The sequence below is a fragment of the Microcoleus sp. FACHB-1515 genome, assembly GCF_014696105.1.
Classification (GTDB): Bacteria; Cyanobacteriota; Cyanobacteriia; order Elainellales; family Elainellaceae; genus JAAUTJ01.
In genome coordinates this window covers 1-24684 of record NZ_JACJPO010000038.1, presented here as the reverse complement: position 1 = coordinate 24684, position 24684 = coordinate 1, and the positions used below count along the sequence as shown (strand labels likewise).

The 24684-nt window shown below is 54.4% G+C and carries 24 protein-coding genes; 19 read left to right on the top strand and 5 right to left on the bottom strand.

Annotation, left to right across the window (positions count from 1 at the left end):
• Positions 1-20: 20 nt before the first annotated feature.
• A complete protein-coding gene (locus tag H6F67_RS12645) occupies positions 21-944 on the bottom strand; it encodes an AEC family transporter (RefSeq protein ID WP_190766900.1) in 924 nt (307 codons plus the stop codon).
• Positions 945-1058: 114 nt separating this feature from the next.
• Between H6F67_RS12645 and H6F67_RS12640 the strand changes: the two genes are divergently transcribed.
• The 6 genes from H6F67_RS12640 to H6F67_RS12615 all read left to right on the top strand — a co-directional run bounded on the left by H6F67_RS12640 (position 1059) and on the right by H6F67_RS12615 (position 5247).
• Complete coding sequence (locus H6F67_RS12640) at positions 1059-1922, top strand: M15 family metallopeptidase (RefSeq protein WP_348251713.1); 864 nt, start codon at positions 1059-1061, stop codon at positions 1920-1922.
• Between the two features lie 47 nt (positions 1923-1969).
• Positions 1970-2605, top strand: coding sequence for an ATP-dependent Zn protease (locus tag H6F67_RS12635; RefSeq protein WP_199304402.1), 636 nt, complete (start codon positions 1970-1972; stop codon positions 2603-2605).
• A 135-nt stretch (positions 2606-2740) separates the two neighbouring features.
• The gene (locus H6F67_RS12630) at positions 2741-3088 is read left to right on the top strand and encodes a hypothetical protein (RefSeq protein ID WP_190766896.1); all 348 of its coding nucleotides are present in this window, start codon (positions 2741-2743) and stop codon (positions 3086-3088) included.
• Between the two features lie 136 nt (positions 3089-3224).
• A complete protein-coding gene (gene psaC, locus H6F67_RS12625) occupies positions 3225-3470 on the top strand; it encodes a photosystem I iron-sulfur center protein PsaC (protein WP_171572613.1) in 246 nt (81 codons plus the stop codon).
• A gap of 217 nt (positions 3471-3687) precedes the next feature.
• The gene (locus tag H6F67_RS12620) at positions 3688-3948 is read left to right on the top strand and encodes a hypothetical protein (RefSeq protein ID WP_190766894.1); all 261 of its coding nucleotides are present in this window, start codon (positions 3688-3690) and stop codon (positions 3946-3948) included.
• Between the two features lie 225 nt (positions 3949-4173).
• Positions 4174-5247: a hypothetical protein gene (locus H6F67_RS12615; protein ID WP_199304389.1), complete on the top strand. Its 1074-nt coding sequence runs from the start codon at positions 4174-4176 to the stop codon at positions 5245-5247.
• Here the strand turns inward: H6F67_RS12615 and H6F67_RS12610 are convergent.
• Entirely contained in the window at positions 5244-9794 is a 4551-nt protein-coding gene (locus H6F67_RS12610) for a PAS domain S-box protein (protein ID WP_190766892.1), read from the bottom strand. The two genes, H6F67_RS12615 and H6F67_RS12610, sit on opposite strands and share 4 nt — an antisense overlap.
• Positions 9795-9857: 63 nt before the next feature.
• Here H6F67_RS12610 and H6F67_RS12605 point away from each other — a divergent pair, with 63 nt between their 5' ends.
• The 5 genes from H6F67_RS12605 to H6F67_RS12585 all read left to right on the top strand — a co-directional run bounded on the left by H6F67_RS12605 (position 9858) and on the right by H6F67_RS12585 (position 14584).
• Positions 9858-10022 (top strand): hypothetical protein, encoded by a 165-nt coding sequence (locus H6F67_RS12605; protein WP_206753907.1) that lies wholly within the window; start codon positions 9858-9860, stop codon positions 10020-10022.
• A 295-nt stretch (positions 10023-10317) separates the two neighbouring features.
• Entirely contained in the window at positions 10318-12339 is a 2022-nt protein-coding gene (locus H6F67_RS12600) for a hypothetical protein (RefSeq protein WP_190766888.1), read from the top strand.
• Positions 12340-12345: 6 nt separating this feature from the next.
• Positions 12346-12990 (top strand): hypothetical protein, encoded by a 645-nt coding sequence (locus H6F67_RS12595; RefSeq protein WP_199304388.1) that lies wholly within the window; start codon positions 12346-12348, stop codon positions 12988-12990.
• A gap of 80 nt (positions 12991-13070) precedes the next feature.
• Positions 13071-13406: a co-chaperone YbbN gene (locus H6F67_RS12590; RefSeq protein ID WP_190766886.1), complete on the top strand. Its 336-nt coding sequence runs from the start codon at positions 13071-13073 to the stop codon at positions 13404-13406.
• An 11-nt stretch (positions 13407-13417) separates the two neighbouring features.
• The gene (locus H6F67_RS12585) at positions 13418-14584 is read left to right on the top strand and encodes an LL-diaminopimelate aminotransferase (protein WP_190767210.1); all 1167 of its coding nucleotides are present in this window, start codon (positions 13418-13420) and stop codon (positions 14582-14584) included.
• A 222-nt stretch (positions 14585-14806) separates the two neighbouring features.
• Here the strand turns inward: H6F67_RS12585 and ribD are convergent, their stop codons facing one another.
• Entirely contained in the window at positions 14807-15895 is a 1089-nt protein-coding gene (ribD, locus tag H6F67_RS12580) for a bifunctional diaminohydroxyphosphoribosylaminopyrimidine deaminase/5-amino-6-(5-phosphoribosylamino)uracil reductase RibD (RefSeq protein ID WP_190766884.1), read from the bottom strand.
• Between the two features lie 340 nt (positions 15896-16235).
• On the opposite strand from ribD, the gene H6F67_RS12575 reads away from it, so the two are divergent.
• The 7 genes from H6F67_RS12575 (at position 16236) to H6F67_RS12545 (ending at position 21686) form a co-directional block, all read left to right on the top strand.
• Positions 16236-17675, top strand: coding sequence for a PP2C family protein-serine/threonine phosphatase (locus H6F67_RS12575; protein WP_190766882.1), 1440 nt, complete (start codon positions 16236-16238; stop codon positions 17673-17675).
• 122 nt (positions 17676-17797) lie between these two features.
• On the top strand, positions 17798-18025 hold the full coding sequence (locus H6F67_RS12570) for a hypothetical protein (RefSeq protein WP_190766880.1): 228 nt from the start codon (positions 17798-17800) through the stop codon (positions 18023-18025).
• A 53-nt stretch (positions 18026-18078) separates the two neighbouring features.
• Entirely contained in the window at positions 18079-19470 is a 1392-nt protein-coding gene (argH, locus tag H6F67_RS12565) for an argininosuccinate lyase (protein WP_190766878.1), read from the top strand.
• Between the two features lie 12 nt (positions 19471-19482).
• Positions 19483-19893 carry a hypothetical protein gene (locus H6F67_RS12560; protein WP_190766876.1) on the top strand — a complete coding sequence of 137 codons (411 nt, stop codon included), beginning with the start codon at positions 19483-19485 and terminating at the stop codon, positions 19891-19893.
• A gap of 25 nt (positions 19894-19918) precedes the next feature.
• Complete coding sequence (gene grxC / locus H6F67_RS12555; RefSeq protein WP_190766874.1) at positions 19919-20230, top strand: glutaredoxin 3; 312 nt, start codon at positions 19919-19921, stop codon at positions 20228-20230.
• On the top strand, positions 20223-20705 hold the full coding sequence (tadA, locus tag H6F67_RS12550) for a tRNA adenosine(34) deaminase TadA (protein WP_190766872.1): 483 nt from the start codon (positions 20223-20225) through the stop codon (positions 20703-20705). The genes grxC and tadA overlap by 8 nt, the downstream gene beginning before the upstream one ends.
• A gap of 174 nt (positions 20706-20879) precedes the next feature.
• Entirely contained in the window at positions 20880-21686 is an 807-nt protein-coding gene (locus H6F67_RS12545) for a 1-acyl-sn-glycerol-3-phosphate acyltransferase (protein WP_190766870.1), read from the top strand.
• Here the strand turns inward: H6F67_RS12545 and H6F67_RS12540 are convergent.
• Together H6F67_RS12540 and H6F67_RS28120 are read right to left on the bottom strand one after the other, a co-directional pair.
• Complete coding sequence (locus tag H6F67_RS12540) at positions 21600-23702, bottom strand: S8 family serine peptidase (RefSeq protein ID WP_190766868.1); 2103 nt, start codon at positions 23700-23702, stop codon at positions 21600-21602. The genes H6F67_RS12545 and H6F67_RS12540 overlap by 87 nt on opposite strands.
• The gene (locus H6F67_RS28120; RefSeq protein ID WP_277874586.1) at positions 23696-23821 is read right to left on the bottom strand and encodes a hypothetical protein; all 126 of its coding nucleotides are present in this window, start codon (positions 23819-23821) and stop codon (positions 23696-23698) included. Before H6F67_RS28120 ends, H6F67_RS12540 begins: the two co-directional genes overlap by 7 nt.
• Positions 23822-24107: 286 nt before the next feature.
• Here H6F67_RS28120 and H6F67_RS12535 point away from each other — a divergent pair, with 286 nt between their 5' ends.
• On the top strand, positions 24108-24584 hold the full coding sequence (locus H6F67_RS12535; protein WP_190766866.1) for a hypothetical protein: 477 nt from the start codon (positions 24108-24110) through the stop codon (positions 24582-24584).
• The last annotated feature ends 100 nt before the right edge of the window (positions 24585-24684 follow it).

Genomic DNA, 24684 nt, shown 5'->3' with positions numbered 1-24684 from the left:
TCTAAGATTGAGCGAATTTGTTATATCTCGGTGGAAAAAAGCCACAGCCAAACCGGAAGCAGCACCAGCAGCAAAATTGAACCGATCGCCAGTGCCGTCACGGTCAGTTCGCGATCGAGGTCATATGCCTCCGTCAACACCAGCGTCGCAAACGCAGGCGGCATCGCCATTTGCAGCACCAAGACCAACTGCGGTGCGCCATGAATGCCAAATCGCGGCAGCGCCATTCCCACCAGCAAGGGCACAATCAGCATTTTGATACTCAGGCTGACGGCAGCACTGCGAAAGCTCAAGCCAGACGGAATGTGACTCAGCCGCATTCCCAGCAGCAGCAGCGCGATCGCAATCATTGTCCAGGCACAGCCGCGCAGCACATCCGTCATCACCGAGGGAAGCGCGATCGATCGCAATCCCAGCCCGATCCAAAAACTCCACAAAGCCGGATTCTTAATGACGGCCAGCAAAAATTCACTCCGGCTGCGGCTTTTGCTGCCAAAGCGAGCGGCCAAAGCAGCCCCCAATCCGTAAGCGCCCAGCGTGCTGCCGATCGTGTCGTACAAAACCGCCCAGGCAAAAAATCTTTCGCCCACCAGCGCTAGCACAACCGGATAGCCCAGATAGCCTGTGTTGCCGACCATTGCTGACAGCAGAAAGCTTCCTTGAGTAGGTTTACTGAGGGGCGATCGCCGCAGCCACAGCCCAGCAAAACTGGCACTCAGCGTGATTGCGCTCCAGGCTACAATCGGCGCTATCCACACCGCTGCGTGCAGATCTGCCTGCTGCAAAAAGCCAATGATGCTGAGCGGCACGCCAATCCAAAACAAAAATTTACCGAGCAAAGCAGGAATTCGCTGCGGCAGTTGCCAGCCGAGCAATACACCCAAGCCGACCCAGCCTATCAGTGGGGCATACAGTCTGAGCAGATTCACACCTAAACCCGACATGCGACAGAATGGAAAGGACAAGAAGCAGACCCGCAAGCCTGGTCTGCCTCAGTCTACAATCACGAAGGGGTGGCAACACAAAAGTCGCGTGAGTCAAAAGAACGAGGTTGCTGCGTGCAGAACAAGTCTGTAGATTCGATCGATACCGTTCCGGGAGCGCGTCGCGATCGCTCTGAAAAACCATCCCGGCCTAATTCGCTGCGCGGTGACGACATCCCCGAAGCGCTTCGAGCCGAGCCGAATGCCTCCGTTCCGCCTGCGCGATCGCGTCCGTTGCGGCTGCCGTTCTTGTGGGGAGCCGTCGTTTTGAGTGCGGCTGCATTGGGATTTGTGGTTTGGCAGCAAATGCAGTTGCCGATCGCTCAATCCTCGATCGGGCGTTCTGCTTCTTCTGCCGTTGCCGGACTTGATCAGTCTGCCGATCGTCTTGCCGTCACGCCCAGCCCGTTGCCTCCACCGCTACTCGGACATTTTCCGTATGCACAAGCGCCCGCTGCTTCGCTGGCGGCGATCGTTTCCGACGGCAGCATCAAGCTTCGGCAGCCTGCTGCAACGCGATTTGTCGAAATGGTGAAGGCGGCCAACGCGCAAGGCATAGCGCTCCGGCCAATTTCAGGATTTCGATCGCTCAGCGAACAGGAACATATATTTTTCGATGTGAAAGCCGAACGCGGCCAGCAGGTGCATCAGCGAGCCGCTGTCAGTGCCCCTCCAGGCTACAGTGAACATCACACCGGATACGCGATCGACATTGGCGATGGTGCAAATCCGGCTACCGACTTGCAGCAAAGCTTTCAAAACACAGCGGCATTTCGCTGGCTTCAGCAGAATGCGCCGCGCTACGGCTTTGAGATGTCGTTTCCGCGCAATAATCCGCAGGGCGTTAGCTATGAGCCTTGGCACTGGCGGTTTGTTGGCGATCGCACCAGCCTGGAAACCTTTTACCGTGCTCGTTCTCAACCTCGATCGCAACCGTGAACCAACTGTCGCTGAACCTGATCGCAATCACTATTTTTACTCTCGTGATGTCCAGTCTGCTGGGGCCGCTGGTGCATCTGTCGCCTGCTGTTCCTGCTGTTGTGATGGCTAGCATTCTCGGACTGGCAACGATCGACACCTGGAGTTTTCAAGGTCAAGGCCGTGCCCTTTTGCTCGATAGCCTGGCTCGCTTTTCGCCTGACCATCGCGATCGCGTCATTCGCCACGAAGCCGGACATTTCCTCGCCGCCTTGCTGCTCGACATTCCCGTGACGGGCTACACGCTGAGCGCGTGGGAAGCGTGGCGGCAAGGTCAAGTTGGAGCGGGCGGCGTCAGCTTTGACACGACGGCGATCGAAGCAGAAATCGCAGGCGGCACAATTTCCACACAAACGATCGATCGCCTCTGCACTGTTTGGATGGCCGGAGTTGCGGCGGAAGATTTAGTTTATGGTGCGGCAGAAGGCGGTGCAGACGATCGCGCCAAGCTCGTTCTACTGTGGCAGCAGCTTCGCCGACCCCTGACTGAGGCGCAACTCAAAGCGCGATGGGCAGCACTTCAGGCCAAAGCGCTGCTTGAAACGCATCGATCGGCTTACGATGCGCTGGTGGAAGCGATGCAAAACCGCGCTCCGGTTCAAGACTGTGTCGCGATCGTTGCAAACTTGACCGCAACTTTGTGATTCAGCTTGTGCACCGAATCGGATCACGATGTACCAAGCCTTGGAGTAGTGATAACTGCCATTCACATCTAGGGGTGAAACGATGAGCAAGTAGATGGGCAGATCGGCTGGCGGCGATTCGCCACGTTGCAAGAAATGATTCAGACGCTTTTCCGCCGAGAAGTAGCGGCAGCCGTGATGAACCCTGTGCCGCGATCGGTTTTCCCCTTCCTGCGCCAAATCAGTCAAGAAGCGATGACTTCAGGAATGCAAACGTCTTTGCTGGCGCTGCTGTTTACGGGTGTGTTTTGTGCTTTCAGCGTCCCTGCCCAAGTATCCCTCGCCCAATGCAAAAGAGAACGCCTAACGCTTTGGGATGTGCCTGCGCCTGCTGCGTCGGCCTGTACGCTAGTCGATGCAACGCTTATCTTCTGTAGATCTCCAACATTACGTTGTTTGAAGTTTTCTGTCAGATTGCAGAATCGGGTAAAAGCGCTGCTGTAAACTAATGCCAATCGAACTTTTCGGCTTTGGCTGGAAGTTCGGCGAACACTCAGTCGATCGGTCTTGGTAGGGGGTTCAGCCCAAGCGCCCGTTAACACACGACCGTTAACATTACATAGTCTGGAGCCTTTATTCAATGTCCCATTCAGTCAAAATCTACGACACCTGCATCGGATGTACCCAGTGCGTTCGAGCCTGTCCGACAGATGTTTTGGAAATGGTTCCCTGGGATGGCTGTAGAGCCGGACAAATCGCTTCTTCCCCCCGCACCGAAGACTGTGTGGGCTGCAAGCGCTGCGAAACGGCTTGCCCGACCGACTTCCTCAGCATCCGCGTCTATCTGGGCGCAGAGACTACGCGCAGTATGGGCTTGGCCTACTAGCGTCATTCACGCCCATTCAACGCGAAGTAATCGATCAGGGGTTCACAGAACCCCTTTTTTTGTGAGCAAAATCGCGCTCATTCGCAGGGCTGAACTTCCATGCAAGACATTCATAGATGTGATGCGTATCGTATTTTGAACCTTTGTAAACGGTTTTATATATTAAAAGAGTGGCAAGAAAAAGAAGAATTGAATCCTCAAAGAGGAGCCAGAGAAAATGAGAGCAACACACGAATTCATTCACAGCACTCCACAAATTACAGCACGATCGAACGCAAGCAGCAGCCGTAATCCTCGTAAAGAAATCAATCAGCTTTGGCAGCAGTTGATCACCTTCTTCGCTGGCAATTCCGATCCGAAAATTCAGCGCATTCGTGAAGACAACTGGCGCGTTTTTGACCCGAAGACCAATCGATCGCTCAGCTTTACGTCCGAGCAAGAGGTGCGTGTTTGGCTCGATGAGCGCTACAGCTTCTAAACTGAATATTTGAATCAGTAATGGATGAGCTTGAGATCAGGCTCATCTTTTTTTGAAAAAATTCTGCTCGATCGCGTGTTCCAATAATCGCCAACCGTATTTCCGCTGAATCATTCAGATCGCCTGATCGCCTCGATCGTTAATTCCTATCTGTTATTAAAACGTTTTGTCTTCTAGCTTGAAGAAACGTCCTGCAAACGCTGCCTCAAGTCATTTAGAAAAGACATGACCACCCAAATCAACTGGCTTAATTTTGGCGATACACCACTGACGCGATCGCTTGCTGCCCTTCAGCCTCCGGTGATGATTCCGCCCAATCGCGCTAGCCGTCCTTCGATCGTGCCTCCTGTGATCGTGCCACCGCCGACTGTGTCAATGCCAACCGTAACGCCGCTGATGCTGACTGGAAATGCCAGCGCGAATCGGATTAGCGGCGGCAACAGCAGCGATCGAATCAACGGCATGGGCGGCAACGATACGATCCTGGGCAGTTTGGGAAACGATGAACTGACCGGAGGCGGAGACAGCGACATATTCATCATTCGCGCTGGCGACGGATTGGACACAATCACCGACTTTGGCGGAATTGGCATTGGGTCTGTTCCAACAGCGGCAGCGATCGCCAATCTGGACACGATCGAATTTCAAGGTGAAGGATTGATCGCTCGCAACATGCTGTTGACGCAGCAGGGTAGCGATTTGGTGATTAGCTTTGAAGGCGTGTCGCAAACACAAGTGACACTACGCAACTTCAGCCTGGAAAATCTGGACAACCTGCAAATTACCACTGGCGCATCGGTCAACGCAGGCAACATTCGCTTTCACGGTCAGAGCCGAGTGGATGACAGCTTTGATGTATTTGATGCGAACAGCATCCAAAGCCATCTCTACAACCGCAATACCGTGACGTTTTTGAACGACCTCAACAATATGGTTTGGGGATACGATCGCTCCAACGACGTGATCAACGGTCAAGGCGGCAACGACCAAATTGTCGGACTGAGCGGCGACGATTTGCTGCGCGGTGGACAGGGAAGCGACACGCTCACGGGCGGCATCGGGCGCGATCGCTTTGTTCTCACAGCCGGAACGGGCAGCGATCGCATCACTGATTTCACGATCGGCCAAGACTGGATGCAGTTGACAGGCATGACTTTTCAGCAACTCAGCATCAGTCAGGGCACAGGCACAGCCAGCCGCGATACGGTCATTCGCCTGCGGAACAGCAACGAAATTCTAGCCACCTTGAGCGGAGTTCAGGCCAGCACCGTGACGGCAAACAGCTTTGTGACGAATTAGCAGAATTCGCGATCGAGCAAAGCGGCGATCGTGGCAATCAGCTCATCGGGGTCAACAGGTTTGGCTAGATGTCGCTGAAATCCTGCTGCGATCGCTTGCCGCTGATTGATTTCCCCAGCGTAGGCAGTCAGGGCAATCGCCTTGGTTCCGGTTTGCCGCAGATTCGATCGCAACTGCTGCATCAGCGCATAGCCGTCCATCTGCGGCATTCCAATATCGCTAATCAGCAGGTTTGGCTTGACGGTTTCAAAAATTTGGAGGGCTTCGATCGCAGAACTGGCCTGAGTGACGATCGCACCTGCTGCCTCCAGCGTAAACGCAGTGACATCGCGAGTGTCAGCTTCGTCATCGACCAGAAGAATTTGCACTCCGGCGAGGGGGAAGTCGGAGGAGGAAGCGGGGAGGTCGGAGGTCAGAGGCCGAGGGTCGGCAGTTTTGAGGAGCGGTAGTTCGACGGTGAAGGTTGCGCCTTGACCCTCGCCTGCGCTGCTAGCGGAAACGCTGCCGCCGTGCAGTTCAACCAAGTTGCGGACGATCGCCAGTCCCAAACCCAGCCCGCCAAATTTGCGCGTGGTTGCGCCGTCTGCCTGTCGAAAATAGTCGAACATATGGGGCAGAAAGTCAGGGGAGATGCCGATGCCCGTATCGGAAACGGTGAGACGGGCGACAGGCTGAGAGCCGAGGGCTGAGGAAGGCCGATCGGACTGCATTCTTTCTGCTTCATCTTCCAGCCCTGCCAACTTCACTTCGACACGCCCGCCAGAAGGCGTAAACTTAATCGCGTTGGTGAGCAGGTTCCACACGATCTGCTGAAGGCGAGCCGCATCGCCCAAGACCGGATCGATCGCGGCAAGATCCACGTGAATCCGGATGGATTTGGCTTCGGCGGCAAGGCGAACCGTGTCGATCGCCGCTTCGATGATGCTGGCAAACGGCACTGGCTCCATGTTGAGGCTGAGTTTGCCGCGCAGAATGCGGGATACGTCGAGCAAATCTTCGATCAGTTGCGTTTGCAGACGAGCGTTGCGTTCGATCGCTTCGAGTGCCTGATTGGTTTTGGTCGCATCGAGCTTGCCGCCGCGCAGCAGTTGCGACCAGCCCAAAATCGGGTTGAGCGGGGTGCGAAGTTCGTGTGAGAGAACGGCGAGAAATTCATCTTTAATGCGGTTGGCGGCTTCGGCTTGTTCGCGAGCGGCTCTTTCGCGCTCCAGCAACGCTTCGCGCTCTTGTGCTGCTTGGCGTTCAGCAGTTTTATCCTGCATGATTTTGAGCAAGCCTTGAACGTTACGGGCTTCGTCGTGCATGGGCATGACCAGTCCGCTGCCCCAAAAGCAGCTTTGGTCTTTGCGGACGTGCCAGCGTTCGTTTTCGGCGCGGCCTTGCGCGAGGGCAATTCGCATTTCTTCTTCGGCTTTGCCTGCCGCTTGATCTTCGGGTGTGAAAATAATTCTGCCGTGTTGCCCGATGATCTCAGCTTCGGTGTAGCCCAGAAGTCGCTGTGCGCCCGTGTTCCAACTGGTGAGGCGTCCGTTGAGGTCAAGCGTAATGATGGCGTAGTCCTTGGCGCTTTCGAGAATCAGGCGCAGGCGCGTTTCGCGATCGCGCAAAGCTGATTCTGATCGCTGACGATCGCTGATGTCGCGAATCATCCAGCGCAAGGCGATCGCTTGATTTTGGCGATCGCACACGGCAGCGATCGTGATCGCAGCGGGAAACGGATTGCCGCTGAGCGGCTGCAAGTGCAGTTCGTCAGTTTGGCGGTGCCGCTGCGGATTCTGCTTGAGCAGATAGACGAGCGATCGAAACGTGAAACGATCGTCAACTGGAACATAATTTGCGAGCGGCTGTTTGAGCAGATCGGCGGGCTGAACACGCAGCAGCGTGGCGATCGCTTGATTGGCTTCTTCAATTTTGCCGCTCGTGTCCGTTACAACATAGCCGTCCGGCGCGAAGCTGAACAAATCTTGATAGCGCTGCTTTTCGGCGGCTGCCGTTTGGTGAGCGATCGCCAATTCTTCATTTTGCTGGCGCAGTTCTTCTTCGGCCACCTGCAATTCTTCGTTGCTGGCCGCGAGTTCTTCATATGCTTCCTGCAATTGCTGTTCGGCCTGTTTGCGATCGCTAATATCCTTGGTGGCACCGACGATCCGCATAACTGCTCCAGCCTCGTTCCGCAGCAAGCAGCCTTGTTCCCAAACGGTGATCCAGCGATTATCTGCATGGCGAACGCGATATTCGGTTTCGTAGCGATCGATCGTGCTGTCGAACAAGCTAGGCCGAAGCGTTTGGAGCCGTGCCGCATCATCAGGATGGATGCGATCGAACCACCACTGTGCAGCAACGGGCGCTGCTTCAGGATGAACTCCAATTAGGTCATACAGCTTCTCAGAGCGATACACTTCGCCCGTTTGCACATCATAGTCAAACACCAGCGCATCAACAGCCTGCGTCGCCAGCCGAAAGCGTTCTTCACTGGCGCTCAAGGCCGTTTCAATTTGCTTTTGTCCGTGAATATCGATGGTTGAGCCATACCAGCGCAGCGGATTTCCCTGCGAATCGCGAGTCAAAAGGGCGCAGGTAATGCACCAGCGATATTCGCCATCCGCACGGCGAACGCGATGCGTCACTTCATAGGCCGAGTCGCCCGATCGAATGCAGGTCAGCCAGCGATCGTTCGTCATGGCGCGATCGTCTGGGTGAAGCACTTCTGCCCAGCTTGCCTGATTTTCAGGATCAAAATTCATGCCCGTGTAGTCGAGCCAAGGCTGGCTGATAAAGTCCAGCGCACCGTCGGGTCGTGCCGTCCACAGCGAGATCGGAACCGTGTTGGTTAAATTCTTGAAAAACTGCTCGCGATCGCGCAAGGCAGACTCGGCCTGTTTGCGGAGGCGATCGCGCTCCAAAGCAGCATCCACTCGTGCCAGCAGTTCCCGCGCAGTAAACGGCTTGATGATGTAATCATCGGCTCCGGCTTGCAGCCCTTCGATGCGGGCTTCTTCGCCTGCCCGTGCCGACAGCAAAATCACCGGAATATGCTGCAACTGTGCATCGGCTCGCAGCGCTGCCAGCAGGCCAAAGCCATCGAGCTTCGGCATCATCACGTCGCTGAGAATCAAATCCGGCTGCTGCTGACGGATTTGGGCGATCGCGGCTTCCCCATCGGCGACTGCTGTCACGGCATACTGCTGGCTGAGCAGCCGCCGAATGTAGTCGCGCATGTCGCTGTTGTCGTCAGCAAGCAGGATGTGGGCTGTCCGGCGGTGGGACGTTTGTTCCGGCAGGTCTTGATCGAGTATCGGCTTGGAGATGACTGGCGATTGCCGATCGCCTGCGGCAGTTATGTAAGCGCTGGCGTTGACGGGGCGAGGAGTAGAAGGGGTGATGCGATCGATCGGTAGATGCGCTGATCCGGTGGGGATGGAGACGGTGAAGGTTGTGCCTTGATCAAGCTGACTGCTGACGGCGATCGTACCGCTATGTAGCTTGACGAGTTCTTGCACGAGCGACAGGCCGATGCCCGATCCCTCATAGCTGCGGCCTCGTGCTTCCGGAACGCGATAGAAGCGATCGAACAGGTGCGGCAGCGCTTCGGCGGGAATGCCGACTCCGGTATCTTGAACCGTAAGTTCGACGCGATCGCCTTGTTCGCGCAGCCGCACGCTGATTTCGCCCGCCAAAGTGAACTTGAAGGCGTTCGACAAAAGATTGAGGACGATTTTTTCCCACATGTCGCGATCGACATACACCGCTTCACTCAGGGGTGGACAGTCGATCGTGAAGCGAATACCCGCTTGAACCAGCGCAGACTGAAACGAGCTAGCCAGTTCGATTGTGAAGCGAGCGAGATCGATCGGTTCATAAGCCGCTTGAATGCGTCCAGCCTCGATGCGAGAAAAATCCAGGAGCGTGTTGACCAGCTTCAGCAAGCGCTGGCCGTTGCGGTAGATCGCTTCAAGCTGCGATCGCTCATCCTCTGTTGCTGCTGCCAGCATTTCCTCTAGCGGGCTGAGCATCAGCGTCAGCGGCGTGCGGAACTCGTGCGAAACGTTGCTAAAGAAAATCGTTTTGGCGCGATCGAGTTCTTCCCTGGCTTGGGCGGCAGCTTTTTCCTCGCTGATGTCGCGCACTTCGATAATCGTGCCGACAATGCCGCTCGCATCGCGAATCGGACTGGCAGTGTAGGCGACCGGATAAAAATGTCCGTCTTTGTGGACAAACACTTCTTCGCCCTGCTCCTGATTGTTCTGCGGCAGGGCGCGATCGATCGGGCACTCTTCCAGTGGATAGGGCGTACCGTCCGGATGCGTGTGGTGAATGATGTCGTGCAGCGCTCGCCCTTGCACCTCTGCTAGTGAATAGCCCGTCAGCTTTTCCGCAGCGGGATTCATGTAGGTGCATTGCTGCTGCTCATTCATGATGAAGATCGCCAGCGTCGCATTGTTGCAGACGACTTCAAGCTGACGGCGATAGAGATCCGCACTCTGAGCGGTTTCCTCGCGCTTTTTCTCAGGCTGCTCAAAATTCACAAACAATCGTGCTCCTTCCACCTGTCCCTATGCCTGCACAAACTGCTGCCGCAGGCGATCGCATTCACAGCGCAGATGCACCTGATGCCCTTTTTGCCGCCAAAGCGCTTTGACGCAACGCCAGCAAAGCAGGCTGCCTACCGCCGCTCTTCAGCCGCTGACTGTGCTCAACAGAATGTTCAGCACAGCGGCAAGCTGCCGCAATCCTCGAATGAATATTCTCGCTTTTCGCTGTATCAGCGCGACTAATCGAACCACAGATGGATTGATATTCGATGTGGCATGGCAAACATTACTACGATGTATTCGATTGTCTGCCGTTTTACAGAGTCCCTGTTCTATCTTTTGGCGTAGATCGCCTGAGGACAGCGATCGAACTGCCCATTCACTCGCCATCATCCTCGATCTTGCACCATGTAGCAGTGAGCGTATTAGTCGTAACAGGTTCGAGTTTTGACTTCAGCAGTCAACTCCGCCTTTGGGAAGTAGAAGCAGATCGATCGCCTTTGTTAGAAGCAAGGTTGATTTGCTCGATGTGGATTTGATGAAGAAAACGCCGTTTCGATCGATTTTGCTGCTGCTGCCGCTCTTGCTCATCATTGGGCTGGTTGCCGCCCGCATCGAAATTTCGCTGCCCGTGACGCCAAACCTTCGCAACACGCTGACGCCGGAGACTCAGCCGACCACGCAGGAAATCGGTTCTTATGATCTGCTGGGACGAGTGATCAGCCGCGACGCAGCGATCGACCTGCGGCAAACCGAGGCGGGACGGTTGCAGCTTGCGCCAGAAAATGGAGCGGTGCAGATTACTCAAAAGCTGATCGATCGCGGGCGCAAAGCGTTCTATGAAGAAACGTTTGGCGGCGAAGTGTTTCAGACCGAGGTGACCGGAGCGCTCGATGGCGTGTTGAACGTGGTCAACATCAGTCAGGCAATTTTGAAGCTGCATGGCGAAGCGACGACGAATCTGCAAGTGCCGCTGAATCAAGACGTGACGATCGGCGGACGCACCTTCACGAAAGGAACGCTGCTGAACACGGGATTAGACGTGCCTGCTTTTTCGCTGACGCCACTGGGGATGAAGATTTCCGCCCGTCCGGGCAAAGTGAAAGCGGGAATTACCTGCGCCTTGTGTCATGCCTCGGTCGATCGCGCCACAGGCCGCGTGATCGAAGGTGCGCCCAACAACGATGTCAACATGGGCTTGCTGCTGGCTTCCGCGACGAATTCCGCCGCGCTGTTTCGCCAAACTGGGGTGAATCCGACCAAGCTGCCGCCTGGAAATCACACCTACATCAATAGTCAAGGGCAAGAAGCGCGACTGCCGGATGCCAAGCTAGTCGAGGATGCCGTTGACGCACAGTTGCTCACTTGGCTACCGGGAAACTTCGACTCGACCGGAAACATGGTCAACAATCCCTCGCAAAATCCCGCTTCCTACACGTTCGAGAATTATCCGTATGGCTGGAGTGGGTTTAGCGCGATCGGTTGGTTTCACGGCCTGACCACGCTGAATAACAACGTCCACGCCACGAATTCTGATGCCACAACCGGAGCCGATTCCAGCGAAAAACTGTTGGGCATCGACAAGGAAACTTATTTGGGCGTGATTTTGCAGAATTCCTCAAATCCGCGCTTCCGACTGCCGCAGGGCGCAAAGCCGTCCGAGTTTTTCGAGTCGATCGATCCGACTCCGGGCGAACCGGGAATGAACGAGGTGATTCGGATGCCCGGATATCCGCAAGGGTCGCGCTTTATGCTCGATGGCCTGATGGCAAATTCTCCCGGTACGCAGATCGGACAGGAGCTAAACGGCATGTCGGCTTGGCAAAATACCTTAGCTCCGCCTGCGATCGCCCAGTCCGATCCCGAAATTCTCCAGCGTGGCGCACAGGTTTTCGACAAAGCAGGCTGCACAAGCTGCCATGTCGGACGCTATTTCACCAACCACCAAGTCATCTCCGAGCGCGAAATCAAGAGCCAGCCTTCAAGAGCCAAAGCGCTAGCTCCCTTTACCCGAATTTTTGCCGATCCGCCGCGCACCTTTCCGCCCAGCGAATCCGTTCCACCCTCAAAAGACGCGCCGATTCTGACGGTTCCCACTGACATCACGCCGCAAAAATCCCAGCAGCTTGCGTATGCCCAAAAAGATCCGTTTGGCGGCTACAAAGTCCCCAGCCTGATCGGGCTGGCTGTCACTGCGCCCTATTTGCACGATGGCGGCGTGGCGGCTACAGCCGAAGCGATCGCCCCTGACGATCGCGGACGCTATCAGGTCGTAGACGAATCGCAAATCGGCGCGGCAGGCACATCACTCAAATTTATTTCGCCCGATCCGGCAGCGAGTTTGCGCGTTTTGGTCGATCGCAATTTGCGAAACAAAGCGATCGCCGCCAATCGTGCGAATCGCGATTTGCGGCTGTCAAATGTGGACGGCAGCGGACACAATTATTGGGTCGATCGACGATCGGGCTATTCCACAGAAGATCAAACGGCGTTGATTGAATTTATGCTGTCGCTCGATGACGATCCGATCGTCTTGACCGCAGAATCGGCGGCGAGGTAAGAAATCATGCGAAGCAATGGCCTTTGGTTCATTTTGATCGGATTTTTAATTTACGTTTTCTTTTTCGCCCCACCGATTCAAGCGGATACGTTTGCGCCGATTTTCACGCTGCTATCAGGAAAAATTCCGCTGATCAATCCGATTCACATCTCGATTTTCAGCATGGTGGGAATTTTCCTGCTGATGTATGCCTGTGTGATGCTGCCGGATGGCCGAATGCAGCGACTTCCAGCTTGGCCGTTTTTAATTGCCGGAATTGGAACCGGAATTGTCGGGCTAATTCCCTATCTGGCATTGCGAGAACCGAATCAAGAATTTCGCGGCGAAAAAGATAATTTTCTGAAAATTTTTGACTCGAAACTTGCAGGTTTTATTTTCAGCTTCAGCACGTTTGTTTTCCTCAGTTTCGCTTTGATTTGGGGCGATCGAAACAACTTCATCGAAGAATTTTTGACCAACAAATTCATTCACGCCATGACGATCGCCGTTTGCCTATTCGCCCTACTTTTTCCCTATCCCACGCTATTAGCAGACGACATGGCGCGACGTGGCATTCCCAACGATCGATTCCTCAAAACGATCGTGGTTATTCCTTTATTTGGCGCTCTCATTTACCTGTGCATTCGGCCACCCTTGCCCGAACCGGATTGACCGCGATCGAAAACCCGAATGCAGGAAGCCAAGCAGAACAGGTAATCTAGATCAGGTGGAGCATTCAAGGCCAACCTTTCATGAGCAACGTAAAGACGATTACCGACAGCGAGTTTGAGTCCGAAGTCTTAGGCGCAACTCAGCCTGTTTTGGCATATTTTTGGGCGTCTTGGTGCGGCCCCTGTCGCCTGATGTCTCCGGTCATGGATGTGACCAGCGCGGAATATGGCGATCGCCTCAAGATTGTCAAGCTTGAAGTTGACCCGAATCCTGAAGCGGTGTCGCGCTGCGGCGTTGAAGGCGTTCCGGCTCTGCGCTTGTTTCGCGATGGCGAACAAATTGAAGCGATCGAAGGCGCAATCAGCAAACAGCGACTGCAAGATTGGCTGAAGGCTCACCTGCCTGCTGCCGTTTAATTGTCATCATGATTCAATTTGCTTCCCGCCTCGCGCCGCTGCAAGCCAACGTCTTTGCCGACATGGATCGCGCCAAAGCCCAAGCGATCGCCGCCGGACGCGACATCATCGATTTATCGCTGGGATCATCGGATCTGCCCACGCCCGCGCATGTGCTGGAGGCGATCGCGCAGTCGCTTCCCGATCCGAGTACGCACGGCTACTTGCTGTTTCACGGGACGCGGGCATTTCGCCAAGCCGCCGCCGATTGGTACAGGCAAAAATTTGGCATTGCGGTAGACCCCGAAACCGAAGTTTTGCCCCTGATCGGGTCGCAGGAAGGCACAGCCCATCTGCCGCTGGCCGTCCTTAATCCTGGTGATTTTGCTCTGCTGCAAGATCCGGGTTATCCCTCGCACACGGGCGGCGTTTATCTGGCGAACGGTCAGGTTTACCTGATGCCGCTGCGGGCTGAAAACCGCTTTCTGCCCGTCTTTGAAGAGATTCCCGCTCCGGTTTTGGCACAGGCGCGGCTGATGGTGCTGAGCTATCCGCACAATCCGACGACGGCGATCGCCTCCCTCGATTTCTTCCGTCAGGCCGTCGCCTTCTGTCAGGAGCACAACCTCGTTTTGGCGCACGATTTTCCCTACGTCGATCTTGTGTTCGATGGCATCACTGCGCCCTCGGTTCTGCAAGCTGATCCGACAAAATCCGTTTCGATCGAATTTTTCACGATGTCGAAGTCCTACAACATGGGCGGCTTTCGCGTCGGCTATGCGATCGGTAATGCCGACCTGATTCGCGCTCTGCGGCAGGTGAAGGCGGCGATCGATTTCAATCAGTATCGCGGTATTTTGAACGGGGCGATCGCCGCGCTGACCGGATCTCAGGAGACGGTTGCGCTGGCTGTTTCAACGTTCAAAGCGCGTCGGGATGCCTTTATGTCCGCCCTGCACCGGATCGGCTGGGCAGTTCCCACCCCGGAAGCAACGATGTATATTTGGGCAAAGCTGCCCGATCGCTGGTCAAACAATTCGATCGAATTTTGCACTCAGCTTGTCGCCGCCACCGGAGTCGCTGCCGCACCAGGAGCAGGCTTTGGTAAGTCGGGCGAAGGCTATGTGCGATTTGCCTTGGTGCATGAACCCGATCGCCTGTCGGAAGCGGTCGATCGCATCGCCGGATTTCTTGCTTAATGCATTCTTCGCCGACGCAATGCGCCAGCTTCTCACAAGGAAAGGCTGGCGCAATCGCGGTTACATTTATAAAGTTGTATAGTTAGGGTCTTTATATTGGCTGACCCCATTTGAACAAAATCTAGTGTGACAGCGATCGCCCAAAATCCGACTTTTCGTAATGATTTTTTCAGATTTTTCTGCCAAGCCAAACACAAAAATCATTGAATTTGTCAAGTCGATTCATTGATTTTTTTCCAAATAGCCCGTCACCAGCAAATCAGATTCGATCGATCGCCACTCCACATTCACCAGATTGATCGCTTCAGTCATTTTCTCCAGTCCCAAATCGCCCACCGGAGAAGGCGCACTCGCTCCGCCAATCATTTTTGGTGCAATAAACGCCATCACTTTTTGAATCGAGCCGTCTGCGATCGCTCGTGCCGCCAAAGTGCCGCCGCATTCCCACAAAGCCGAAGAGAGGCCGCGATCGAACAGATTCGCCCTCACTGCGGCAGGCGTCAGGTCGGGCAGTTCCATGACTTCAACGCCCTGTTGTCTGAGGTGTTGCTGCATTTGCGGCTGAGTGTGGGCGATCGTAAACACAACGGTCGGAACAGAATCGACTTGCCACAGTTGCGCCTCGGTCGGCAGATCGAGCGTCCGACTCATGACGACGCGCAAGGGATTGTGGCCGACGCCATGACTGGTGAGCAGCGGATTATCGCGTCGAACCGTGTTGCCGCCGACGATGACGGCATCGCATTCGGCGCGAAGCCGATGGACGATCGCCCGTGATGCCGGACTTGTCACCCAGGTGCTATGCCCGCTGCTGGCCGCAATTTTGCCGTCGATCGTCATTGCATATTTCAAAATTCCCAGCGGTTTTTGGAAGCGGATGCGATGCACAAACGCCTCATTGAGTGCTTGACAAGCGGCTTCTTCCACCCCGACTTCTACCGCAATTCCAGCAGCACGGAGGCGATCGATTCCCCGCCCCGCCACGATCGGATTGGGATCAACCATGCCAACGACAACCCGACTGACTTGCGCCTGAATCAGCGCTTCCGTGCAGGGTGGCGTGCGTCCGTAGTGGTTGCACGGCTCCAAACTGACATAGACCGTTGCACCCTTGGCTCGATCGCCCGCGTCCCGCAGCGCAAACACTTCGGCATGAGGTTCGCCCGCCTTGGGGTGAAACCCTTCCCCGACAATTTCACTATGTGCCACTACGATCGAGCCAACCAGCGGATTTGGACTTGTCTGACCCTGTGCCCGCCGCGCCAAATCCAAACAGTTCCGCATCATCTGGCGATCGAACTCCGTTATCATTTCCTTCCTCCCAGTCCACGTAGCCAAAATCAAGCTTGGCGATTCGCTAACTTTTAACCCTAGACCTCAGCGATTGTAGCGATTTCGTTAAATCTACCCGACTGGCCTATTGGCAGAATGGACAATTCACGCTATCAATAGCATTCATATCCTGCGATGGCAACTGTCAACCAGGATCGGGTTAGATTCAATCGATCAAAAATTCCACCTCGGACAAGCCAGCAATGGCGATCGCATTCGTTAGAATTTAACCCAACCAAATTCCGGTTTTTGCAAGTTGCGGAGTTTTGGCCGTTTGATTCGAGCTTGCAGCCTATTGGTTCTGTGTAGCCCTCTGCGAATGACACCTGCGCCCGTTCCTCGACAGCCTTCTCAACCTTCCGATCGCCCTGGTGCGCCCTCGGACATCACGCCCGTTTTTGCGCTGAAGGAACTGGTTTCGCGCCTGAACCGCGAGCAAAACAAAATTCAAGATTTGCTCAGTTCGCTCGGTTTTGCCCTCCGCAGCTTCAACAACCTCAACCAGTTTCTTGAACTCACGCCTTTGATCGCCAGTCGCGTTACGGATGCCGACGGCGGCGCACTCGTTTTGTTTAAGCCGAACGGTCAGATGCGGCTGGAACGCCTGCACTGTCCCGATACGCAGCAGTGTCAAGATGTCCGCAAAGCGCTGGAAACCGCGACTCGACAGGTGACTTCCGCGATCGCCGCCAGTCCGGGCAAGGCGATCGCCCAGCCCACGCTTGCCCTCGATGCCCAGTTCAGCCGCAACTTGGGCGGCAACATGCAGCTTTTTGGCACGGCGATTTTGGTCAAAAATACCGAGCGTGGCAGGCTGTACGTTTTCAGTCGCGATCCGGCGTATGCCTGGACGGAAACGCGCCAAAAGCTGGTGCGGCTGGTGGCCGATCAAACCGCTGTGGCGATCGAAAACGATCAGCTTACGGTCGAGCTGCGAAAGAAAGAACGGCTCGATCGCGAAATGGAAATTGGCGCGGAAATTCAGCATCAGCTTTTGCCGCGCACCTGTCCAAACATCGAAGGCATCGCATTGGCGGCTCGCTGCCAAACGGCCAATCGCGTCGGCGGCGACTACTACGATTTCATTCCGGCCAACTACGACAAACTCCGCAGCCGCAAATCCGGCAGAACCGAATCGAACCGCTGGAGCTTGGCGATCGGGGATGTGATGGGCAAAGGCGTTCCCGCCGGATTGATCATGACGATGCTGCGCGGCATGCTGCGGGCGGAAGTGCTGAACGGCCACTCGCCCGCTCGGATTTTGCAGCACCTCAACCACGTCATGTATGGCGACTTGGAAAACTCGAATCGCTTTGTGACGCTGTTTTATTCCGAGTACGACACGCGGTCGCGGATTTTGTCCTACAGCAATGCCGCGCACAACCCGCCGCTGTTGTGGAAAGCCGCGACCAAAACGATCGCCCGACTGGACACGCTGGGAATGCTGATCGGGCTGGACATGGACACGCAGTATCACGATGCTCAAGTTCAGCTTGAACCGGGAGACACGATCATCTACTACACCGACGGCTTCACCGATGCGGCAAACGCGAAGGGCGATCGATTTGACGAAGAAAATTTGATTCGCGCCTTCCAGTGGGCTTGCACCAACTACAGCGATCCGCAGGCCATTTTGGAACATCTGTTTGCCCAAGTGCAAAAGTTTGTCGGCGCGGCTCGCAGTGCAGATGACGATATGACGCTTGTGGTGCTGCGGGTGGCAGCCGAACCGCCGCCCTTGCTAAATCCCTCTTCCTGAGAGATGAGGGCGGTTCGGACTGACCGCTTCTGCCAAAGAAAAATCGATCGCGATCGTTTCAGCAAGCCTAGATTATGGCAGACTTAAGGGCGGTTATTGATTGTGCGGATTGATCAGGAGTGATGATGGATTTCATTCATTTAGTGGCGATCGGCGATTTCAGCAGCGTGCAGGATTTCGCGCAGCAGATGCAGTCTGTTGATCTAGCGTTGCTGGCCCAATTTCAAAATCGTGTTTTTTCCAGCTTCAGTGCGGCACTTGACAATTTCATTCAGTCCGGACAAGTTTGGGCATTTCTAATTGGCCTTGTGCTGGGCTATTTGGTACGCAGCTTTACCAGCTACGGCTAAAATTTGCGGTTTAATTTGTTTGTTCTTTGTTGTGTCGCTCAAGGCTAGAGTCAGTGGTAAGTGAACCGCAGCAGCAAACCTGGAGCCAGCGATTTGAGTCGGCTTTGCATCCGGCGATCGCTTGCTTCAATGCCAGTATTGATTTTGATATCGCCCTACTTGAATATGACATCACCGGATCGCAAGCTCACGCTCAAATGCTTGCCCGCACCGGAATTATTTCATCCGACGAAGGCGATCGACTGGTCAATGGTCTAGAGCAAATTCGCCAGGAATATCGTCAAGGCTATTTTCGTCCCAGCGTCGAAGCAGAAGACGTTCATTTTGCCGTCGAACGTCGTCTGACCGAAATTTTGGGCGACCTGGGGAAAAAACTGCACACGGCGCGATCGCGCAACGACCAAGTTGGCACCGATACCCGCCTTTATTTGCGCGATCAAATTAACACCATCCGAAGTCAAATTCGCGAATTTCAGCAAGTTTTGATCGGTCTGGCCGAACAGCATATCGAAACGTTAATTCCTGGCTACACGCACATGCAAAGAGCGCAGCCTGTCAGCTTGGCGCATCACCTGCTGGCTTATGTCGAAATGACGCAGCGCGACTGGGAACGCTTGGGCGATGTTTACAAGCGCGTGAATATTTCGCCGCTCGGTGCAGGCGCATTGGCCGGAACCACTTTTCCCATCGATCGCCACTTCAGCGCGAATTTGCTCGGCTTTGATCAGGTTTACGGTAACAGTTTGGATGCCGTCAGCGATCGCGATTTTGCGATCGAATTTCTCGCCGCCGCCAGCCTAATCATGGTGCATCTCTCACGACTTTCTGAAGAAGTAATCAACTGGTCTTCTCAAGAATTTAGCTTCGTCACTCTGCGCGATAGCTGTGCAACCGGATCAAGCATTATGCCGCAGAAAAAAAATCCCGATGTGCCGGAATTGGTGCGCGGTAAATCCGGGCGCGTCTTCGGCCATTTGCAGGCAATGCTCACGCTAATGAAAGGTCTACCGCTGGCTTACAACAAAGATTTGCAGGAAGATAAAGAAGCATTATTCGACGCAGTAAAAACTGTTCAAGCCTGCCTCGAAGCTACCACAATTTTGATGCGAGAAGGACTGGAATTTAAGCGCGATCGCCTCCAGTCTGCCGTCGAAGAAGACTTCTCCAACGCCACTGATGTCGCGGATTATCTGGCTGCCAAAGGTGTGCCGTTCCGCGAAGCCTACAACCTCGTCGGTAAAGTTGTGAAAACCTCGATCGCATCGGGCAAACTGCTCAAAGATCTATCGATCGACGAGTGGAAATCTTTGCATCCCGCGTTTGAATCGGATATTTATGAGGCGATCGCGCCTCGCCAAGTCGTGGCGGCTCGTAATAGCTATGGTGGCACAGGTTTTGAGCAGGTGAGAGAGGCGATCGATCGCGCCAAACAGCGCATGAACTAGACAGTTTCTCGAATGGAAGAACTACAACGAATCTGCAAAACCTTGTTGAGTAATGCTGATCTTGTCATCTCGATCGACGTTCCAAACGGTGCGATTGTTCTTAATTTTGCGCCTGCTATCTCGCTTGAAGACATTGTCATGCGCTGTAGCAAATATACTCGTTTGAGAGTGGCTAAAACAGCAGACGATGATGAATGGTTCTTCGTTGGCGAAACCAAGCTTGAATTGATTACTTCAAAAGCAGAACTACAAAAGCTGCTTGTAGAAGATCGCTGGCAAGTGAATTGCGATACACCCGTTGAACCAGTCTTTTGGATTCGCTGTGAGGGCGCAATCATGCTTGACATTGTTTGTGGTGCTTTGGCCTGGTCGATGGGTGAGCGAGAATTTCAATCTGTATCTCTTCCAGCGATCGCAGATTAACCAAAGTTCTTGTTAAGTTAAAAGCATGAATCAGTTAATGAATTTCCTGCTGCGTCGGCCTTCCGATCGCGTTCATGCCAATGTTGAAATTTACACCTGGCAAACCTGTCCCTACTGCATTCGCGCCAAAGTTTTGCTGCGCTGGAAAGGCGTGAATTTTACTGAATACAAAATCGATGGAGACGGGGCGGCACGAGTCAAAATGGCCGATCGCGCAGGGGGTCGCCGCAGCGTCCCTCAAATTTTCATCAACAATCAACACATCGGCGGCTGCGATGATTTGTACGCGATCGATCGCGCCGGAAAGCTCGACGCGCTCCTTGCCGAAAATGCCTAGCTCGATCGCCACCGACAATCCGATCTACCGTAATCACGTCCGCTGGATGCAGCGGGCGATCGAACTCGCGGAAGCGGCGGGATTGGCGGGCGAAGTTCCAGTCGGGGCAGTGATTGTAGCGAGAGATGAACTGATTGCAGAAGGAGAAAATCGGCGGGAGCGCGATTGTGATCCGACCGCTCATGCCGAAATTGTCGCCTTGCGATCGGCAGGCGCGAAGCTGAATACTTGGCATTTGGAGCATTGCACGATGTATGTGACGCTGGAGCCTTGCCCGATGTGTGCGGGCGCGATCGTGGCAGCGCGGTTGGGAACACTGGTGTATGGGGCAGACGATCCGAAAACTGGCTCAGTGCGGACGGTGGCAAATATTCCCGATAGTCCATGCTCAAATCATCGCCCGATCGTTTGGGCAGGCATTTTAGAGGCGAACTGTCGCGATCAGCTTCAGCAATGGTTTTCCCAGAGAAGATGAGGGGATGCGATCGCCCCGTAGGATTGGGTATATTTACTTTTGTGTATTTCCCTGTGCTGAACTCCCGACTGCAAGGACGGCAAATGAACTGTCCTGAAGTCAGAAGGAAGGTGCAGCCAAAGTCTGTAGGCTAAATGCAGCAATCAAGTTTTCAGCAGCTTTTCCCTGGTGTCTATGGTGTTCCCTTTTTCTGGCAAATCTACTGAATCTGTCGCTGCGGTCAATTCGCGGTTTTCCCCTTGGTTGACGCCGATCGTGTATCCGCTCGCTCATCGCTTGGTGCTGCCGCTTTATTTTGGTGACATCGCCGTGACCGGACAAGAGCATTTGCCGACAGAGGGGCCAGTCATCCTTGCCCCAACACATCGCGCTCGCTGGGACGCCATTCTTGTTCCGTTTGCGACCGGACGTAACGTAACGGGACGCGATTTGCGCTTTATGGTGTCGGCAGATGAAGTGCGCGGCGTGCAAGGCTGGTTTATCCGTCGCCTGGGTGGATTTCCCGTCAATACGAAGCGTCCGACGATCGCTAGCCTCCGGCACGGCGTGGAAGTGCTAGAAAACAAGGAAATGCTCGTGATCTTTCCGGAAGGTGGCATCTTCCGCGACAACGAAGTGCATCCGCTCAAACCCGGACTTGCCAGACTCGCAATTCAAGCTGAACTGAGTCAGCCGAACTTGAATGTGAAAATTGTGCCGATCAATTTGCACTACAGCGATCCCTATCCGCAGTGGGGAACAGATGTCAAAATTCAAATCGATCGCCCGCTCCAGGTTGCTGACTACTGCCAAGGCAACGCTAAGCAAGACGCTAAACACCTCACAGTGGATTTAGAACTGAGGCTGAGAGCACTTTCAGGTCAGCCTGTTCCCGCTCGTGAACTCGTGATGGCGTCACACGCCAAGGACAATTTGCCAGCCGCGCAATCGACCTACGTTCAGCAGCGCTGCGTCCACAAGCCGCACCTGCCAGCGTCCTGAGATCGATCGATTCAAGAACTGCCTCAGCATCGGCGTGGTTTGCAGCGTGTAGGTGGTTTGGAGGCGCGTCGATCGCCCCAACGTCCGTCCCTGAAGCAGCACAATTGCACCGTTAGGCGCAATCAAACTGATGCTCACATCGCCTAAAAAGCTGTGTTCCACGTCGATCGTCACCTGAATATCGCGCAGATTCCCGCTGTCTGTGATGCTGATGCTGCTGGTTGCGCCTTGCGGTTCGTAGTCGGGAATGTCGATCGCCTGTGAATTCAATCCTTGTACCTGCCGTGTGGCGATCGGCGCAGGCGCAATTCGACTCTGTGCCGCCTGCACTGCTCTGGCTGCATTCACCTTGCCAAAGCCAAACCACTGCGAGTAGCCGCTGCTATCATAGGTGCCTTTTGCCAGCCCAAGCTGCGGATCAGCATCGGCATCAATCAACTTATCGGCGGTGGACTGCATGATTTGCTTGACTTCAGCCGCTGTTAAATCCGGATTGGCCGAAAGCATCAGCGCGGCTACACCTGCCACGACCGGACACGCGCTCGACGTGCCGCCAAAATCTGCCGTGAAGCTGTCTGTGCTGTAGCCTGGTGCAGCGACGCGATCGGTTGTCACAACGCCCCGACCGGGAAATGGCCCCTTGAGAACCGGAGCGGAAAAGGTGTAGCCCGTGCGCTGAAGCCACAGTCCGGGCGGCGCGTTGTTGCTGGGAGCCGCGATCGCAATGCCCGCGCCCCAATTGCTGTAGGCTGCTTTTTTGCCCAAACTCGTTGTTGCCGCCACCGTCATCACATCGGGGTGAACCGCAAAGCCGTTTAGCCAAGTGGTTACGCCCTGAATGACATTCGCCTGCCAGCCCTGTTCATTCACCGAGCCGTTAATTGGACGGTTGGCATTGCCCGCTGCAAACACAACAACGCAGCCTTTGCCGTTGCGTCCCTGCGTGGCGGCGCGGGTGATCGCGGCTCGCTGGCGGAGCGAGAGCGGAAAATAAACGGCACTTGGCCCCCAGCTACAGGAAATGACGCTGGCGCCCTGCTCGATCGCCCAGTTAAACACCTGCTCAACCGCAGAATCATCCAAAAAGCCTGTTGTGCGAATTGGCAGCAGCGCACAGCCCGGAGCAACCCCGACAATTCCAACGCCGTTTTCTTCCGCAACCGCAACGCCCGCGCAGGCAGTTCCGTGATTTTCCCCTGGCTGCTCCGGCAGCGGAATTGCATCGCGACCCTTGAGATCTCTGGGGGCAACGATCTTGCCTTTGCCCTGAAAATCCGGGTGGTTCAGATCGATCGCATCGTCGGCAATGGCAATCACGATCGATCGATTTCCCCTTGTAATCTCCCAAGCGGCTTCGGCGAAGATATGCGATCCGGCTGCAAGCTGCTGTCCGCCGCCGTGATTGAGATACCACTGCTGGGCGTAAAGCGGATCGCGAGGCCGATAGTGCAACTCCTGCCGAACCACGATGTTCGGTTCCGCCAGCAAAACGTCTGCCCGCCGCATCAGTTGATTTGCCAGCTTAATCGGATTGTCCTGCGCTTGAGAAGTAACCCGAAAGATAAAGGTTTGCGGAACGCCTTCAACCTGTTGAAAGGCTTGCAGCCCCAACTGTGCCATTTCCATGCCGATCGATTGCTTGGCAACGCGATCGTTAAACTGCACGGTCACTTCATCAGTCAGATACACAAACGTATCCGGGCTGTTGCGAAGCTGATAGACATGGCTGGCAAACGCAACGGTGGAGAGACTTCGCGCCCGCTGCATCGTCGCGTCAAGCTGACTGGATTCGACCTGAACGGCCACCAAATCGACACCCGGAATGGCTCGACTCGATCGCGCTCCCAACACCGCCGTCAGCGACTCCAAATCCATTTCACTCATCAAGCGCACGGTGAAGCGATCGCTCAGCTTGTCGATCGCCAACTCCTCGCCGCCTCGTTGCAAAATTACGCCTTCTTGCTCAGCCAAAACGCCCGGAACAAGCGGTGTTCCTTCAGGGGTTGAACCTACCATCCGCCATTGCCTTTTGCACGCTGCCGCTTTATCGTAGCAGTGCGGTGGATGTGGGCGATGGCTTCGCTGCCGGAAACGAGTTGGAAAGGGGCGATCGAGTTTCCAATTTCAGTTGCCACACTCCTTCACTCTTTCTCACACCGAGAAGCACAAATCTAGAGCTTTGCAGTCTAACGACCCGAATCAGCATTAATACACGCAATGCCTGCTGCTCAACGGCATGTGTGAGTAGATTAAACAGCAAGCAGTCTGCATAACTACCTGGATGAGGCAACTAAGACGGATCCGCTCTGTACAATAAATTGTTAGGTTGCTCTAAGTTATCTGTAAGGGCATCCTTAAAGCCCCCGGTGTAGTATTTTGGGTCAAGCAAGTAGACTGAGGGAAGTTTAAACTTCAACGACTATGAAATGTTCTCCTGTCAATGAATTAGAATTATTTATTATTGAAGCTAACAGGCTCACATCCAAATCGTTTTATCAACATTTCAATTTCGGTGAAGAAATTGGATTTTCAGATAGATCTTTGCCTGAAAGCACACCAACAGTGGAACAGCTTGAGTCTTATCTTCTTCATTTTCGCAAGTTTATTCAAAAAAATGATCGCGTTTATTTCTATCTTGTGAACCAGTATGTTAACAAGTTAGCAGGAAATCAGTCTGATTTTCTTAACAAGTGGAACATAGTGTATGAAACCTTTGAGGAATTGATAGAGGCTAAAGCGTTAACTGGCAGGGTTATAACTTATGTACCAGATATTCCTAATCTGTCATTACTTGACCTCTTTAAAGCCAGAACTTTTGGCGATTTGTCACATCTTGATCCCAAAAAGCAACTACTGCATCAAAAACTTTCTTCTACAAGTCAGTTAGAGGAGGTTTGAAAAGTCAAAGATGACGTAAAAAAGCTCTCCGGATGTACGCTGCAAGTAAGTAGTCCGCAGCACCGTGAGAGCCATGAGTAAAGCATACTCCAGCAACCTG

Bases quoted from the DNA above. Each gene is read 5' to 3' on its own strand.
- H6F67_RS12645 (WP_190766900.1), bottom strand. From the start codon at position 944: ATGTCGGGTTTAGGTGTGAATCTGCTCAGACTGTATGCCCCACTGATA.
- H6F67_RS12615 (WP_199304389.1), top strand. From the start codon at position 4,174: ATGACCACCCAAATCAACTGGCTTAATTTTGGCGATACACCACTGACG.
- H6F67_RS12600 (WP_190766888.1), top strand. From the start codon at position 10,318: ATGAAGAAAACGCCGTTTCGATCGATTTTGCTGCTGCTGCCGCTCTTG.
- grxC (WP_190766874.1), top strand. From the start codon at position 19,919: ATGAATCAGTTAATGAATTTCCTGCTGCGTCGGCCTTCCGATCGCGTT.
- H6F67_RS12545 (WP_190766870.1), top strand. From the start codon at position 20,880: ATGGTGTTCCCTTTTTCTGGCAAATCTACTGAATCTGTCGCTGCGGTC.
- H6F67_RS12620 (WP_190766894.1), top strand. From the start codon at position 3,688: ATGAGAGCAACACACGAATTCATTCACAGCACTCCACAAATTACAGCA.
- H6F67_RS12560 (WP_190766876.1), top strand. From the start codon at position 19,483: ATGGAAGAACTACAACGAATCTGCAAAACCTTGTTGAGTAATGCTGAT.
- H6F67_RS12635 (WP_199304402.1), top strand. From the start codon at position 1,970: ATGTCCAGTCTGCTGGGGCCGCTGGTGCATCTGTCGCCTGCTGTTCCT.
- H6F67_RS12540 (WP_190766868.1), bottom strand. From the start codon at position 23,702: ATGGTAGGTTCAACCCCTGAAGGAACACCGCTTGTTCCGGGCGTTTTG.
- H6F67_RS12535 (WP_190766866.1), top strand. From the start codon at position 24,108: ATGAAATGTTCTCCTGTCAATGAATTAGAATTATTTATTATTGAAGCT.
- H6F67_RS12570 (WP_190766880.1), top strand. From the start codon at position 17,798: ATGATGGATTTCATTCATTTAGTGGCGATCGGCGATTTCAGCAGCGTG.
- tadA (WP_190766872.1), top strand. From the start codon at position 20,223: ATGCCTAGCTCGATCGCCACCGACAATCCGATCTACCGTAATCACGTC.
- H6F67_RS12630 (WP_190766896.1), top strand. From the start codon at position 2,741: ATGATTCAGACGCTTTTCCGCCGAGAAGTAGCGGCAGCCGTGATGAAC.
- ribD (WP_190766884.1), bottom strand. From the start codon at position 15,895: ATGATAACGGAGTTCGATCGCCAGATGATGCGGAACTGTTTGGATTTG.
- H6F67_RS12605 (WP_206753907.1), top strand. From the start codon at position 9,858: ATGCCCTTTTTGCCGCCAAAGCGCTTTGACGCAACGCCAGCAAAGCAG.
- H6F67_RS12575 (WP_190766882.1), top strand. From the start codon at position 16,236: ATGACACCTGCGCCCGTTCCTCGACAGCCTTCTCAACCTTCCGATCGC.
- H6F67_RS12595 (WP_199304388.1), top strand. From the start codon at position 12,346: ATGCGAAGCAATGGCCTTTGGTTCATTTTGATCGGATTTTTAATTTAC.
- H6F67_RS12590 (WP_190766886.1), top strand. From the start codon at position 13,071: ATGAGCAACGTAAAGACGATTACCGACAGCGAGTTTGAGTCCGAAGTC.
- psaC (WP_171572613.1), top strand. From the start codon at position 3,225: ATGTCCCATTCAGTCAAAATCTACGACACCTGCATCGGATGTACCCAG.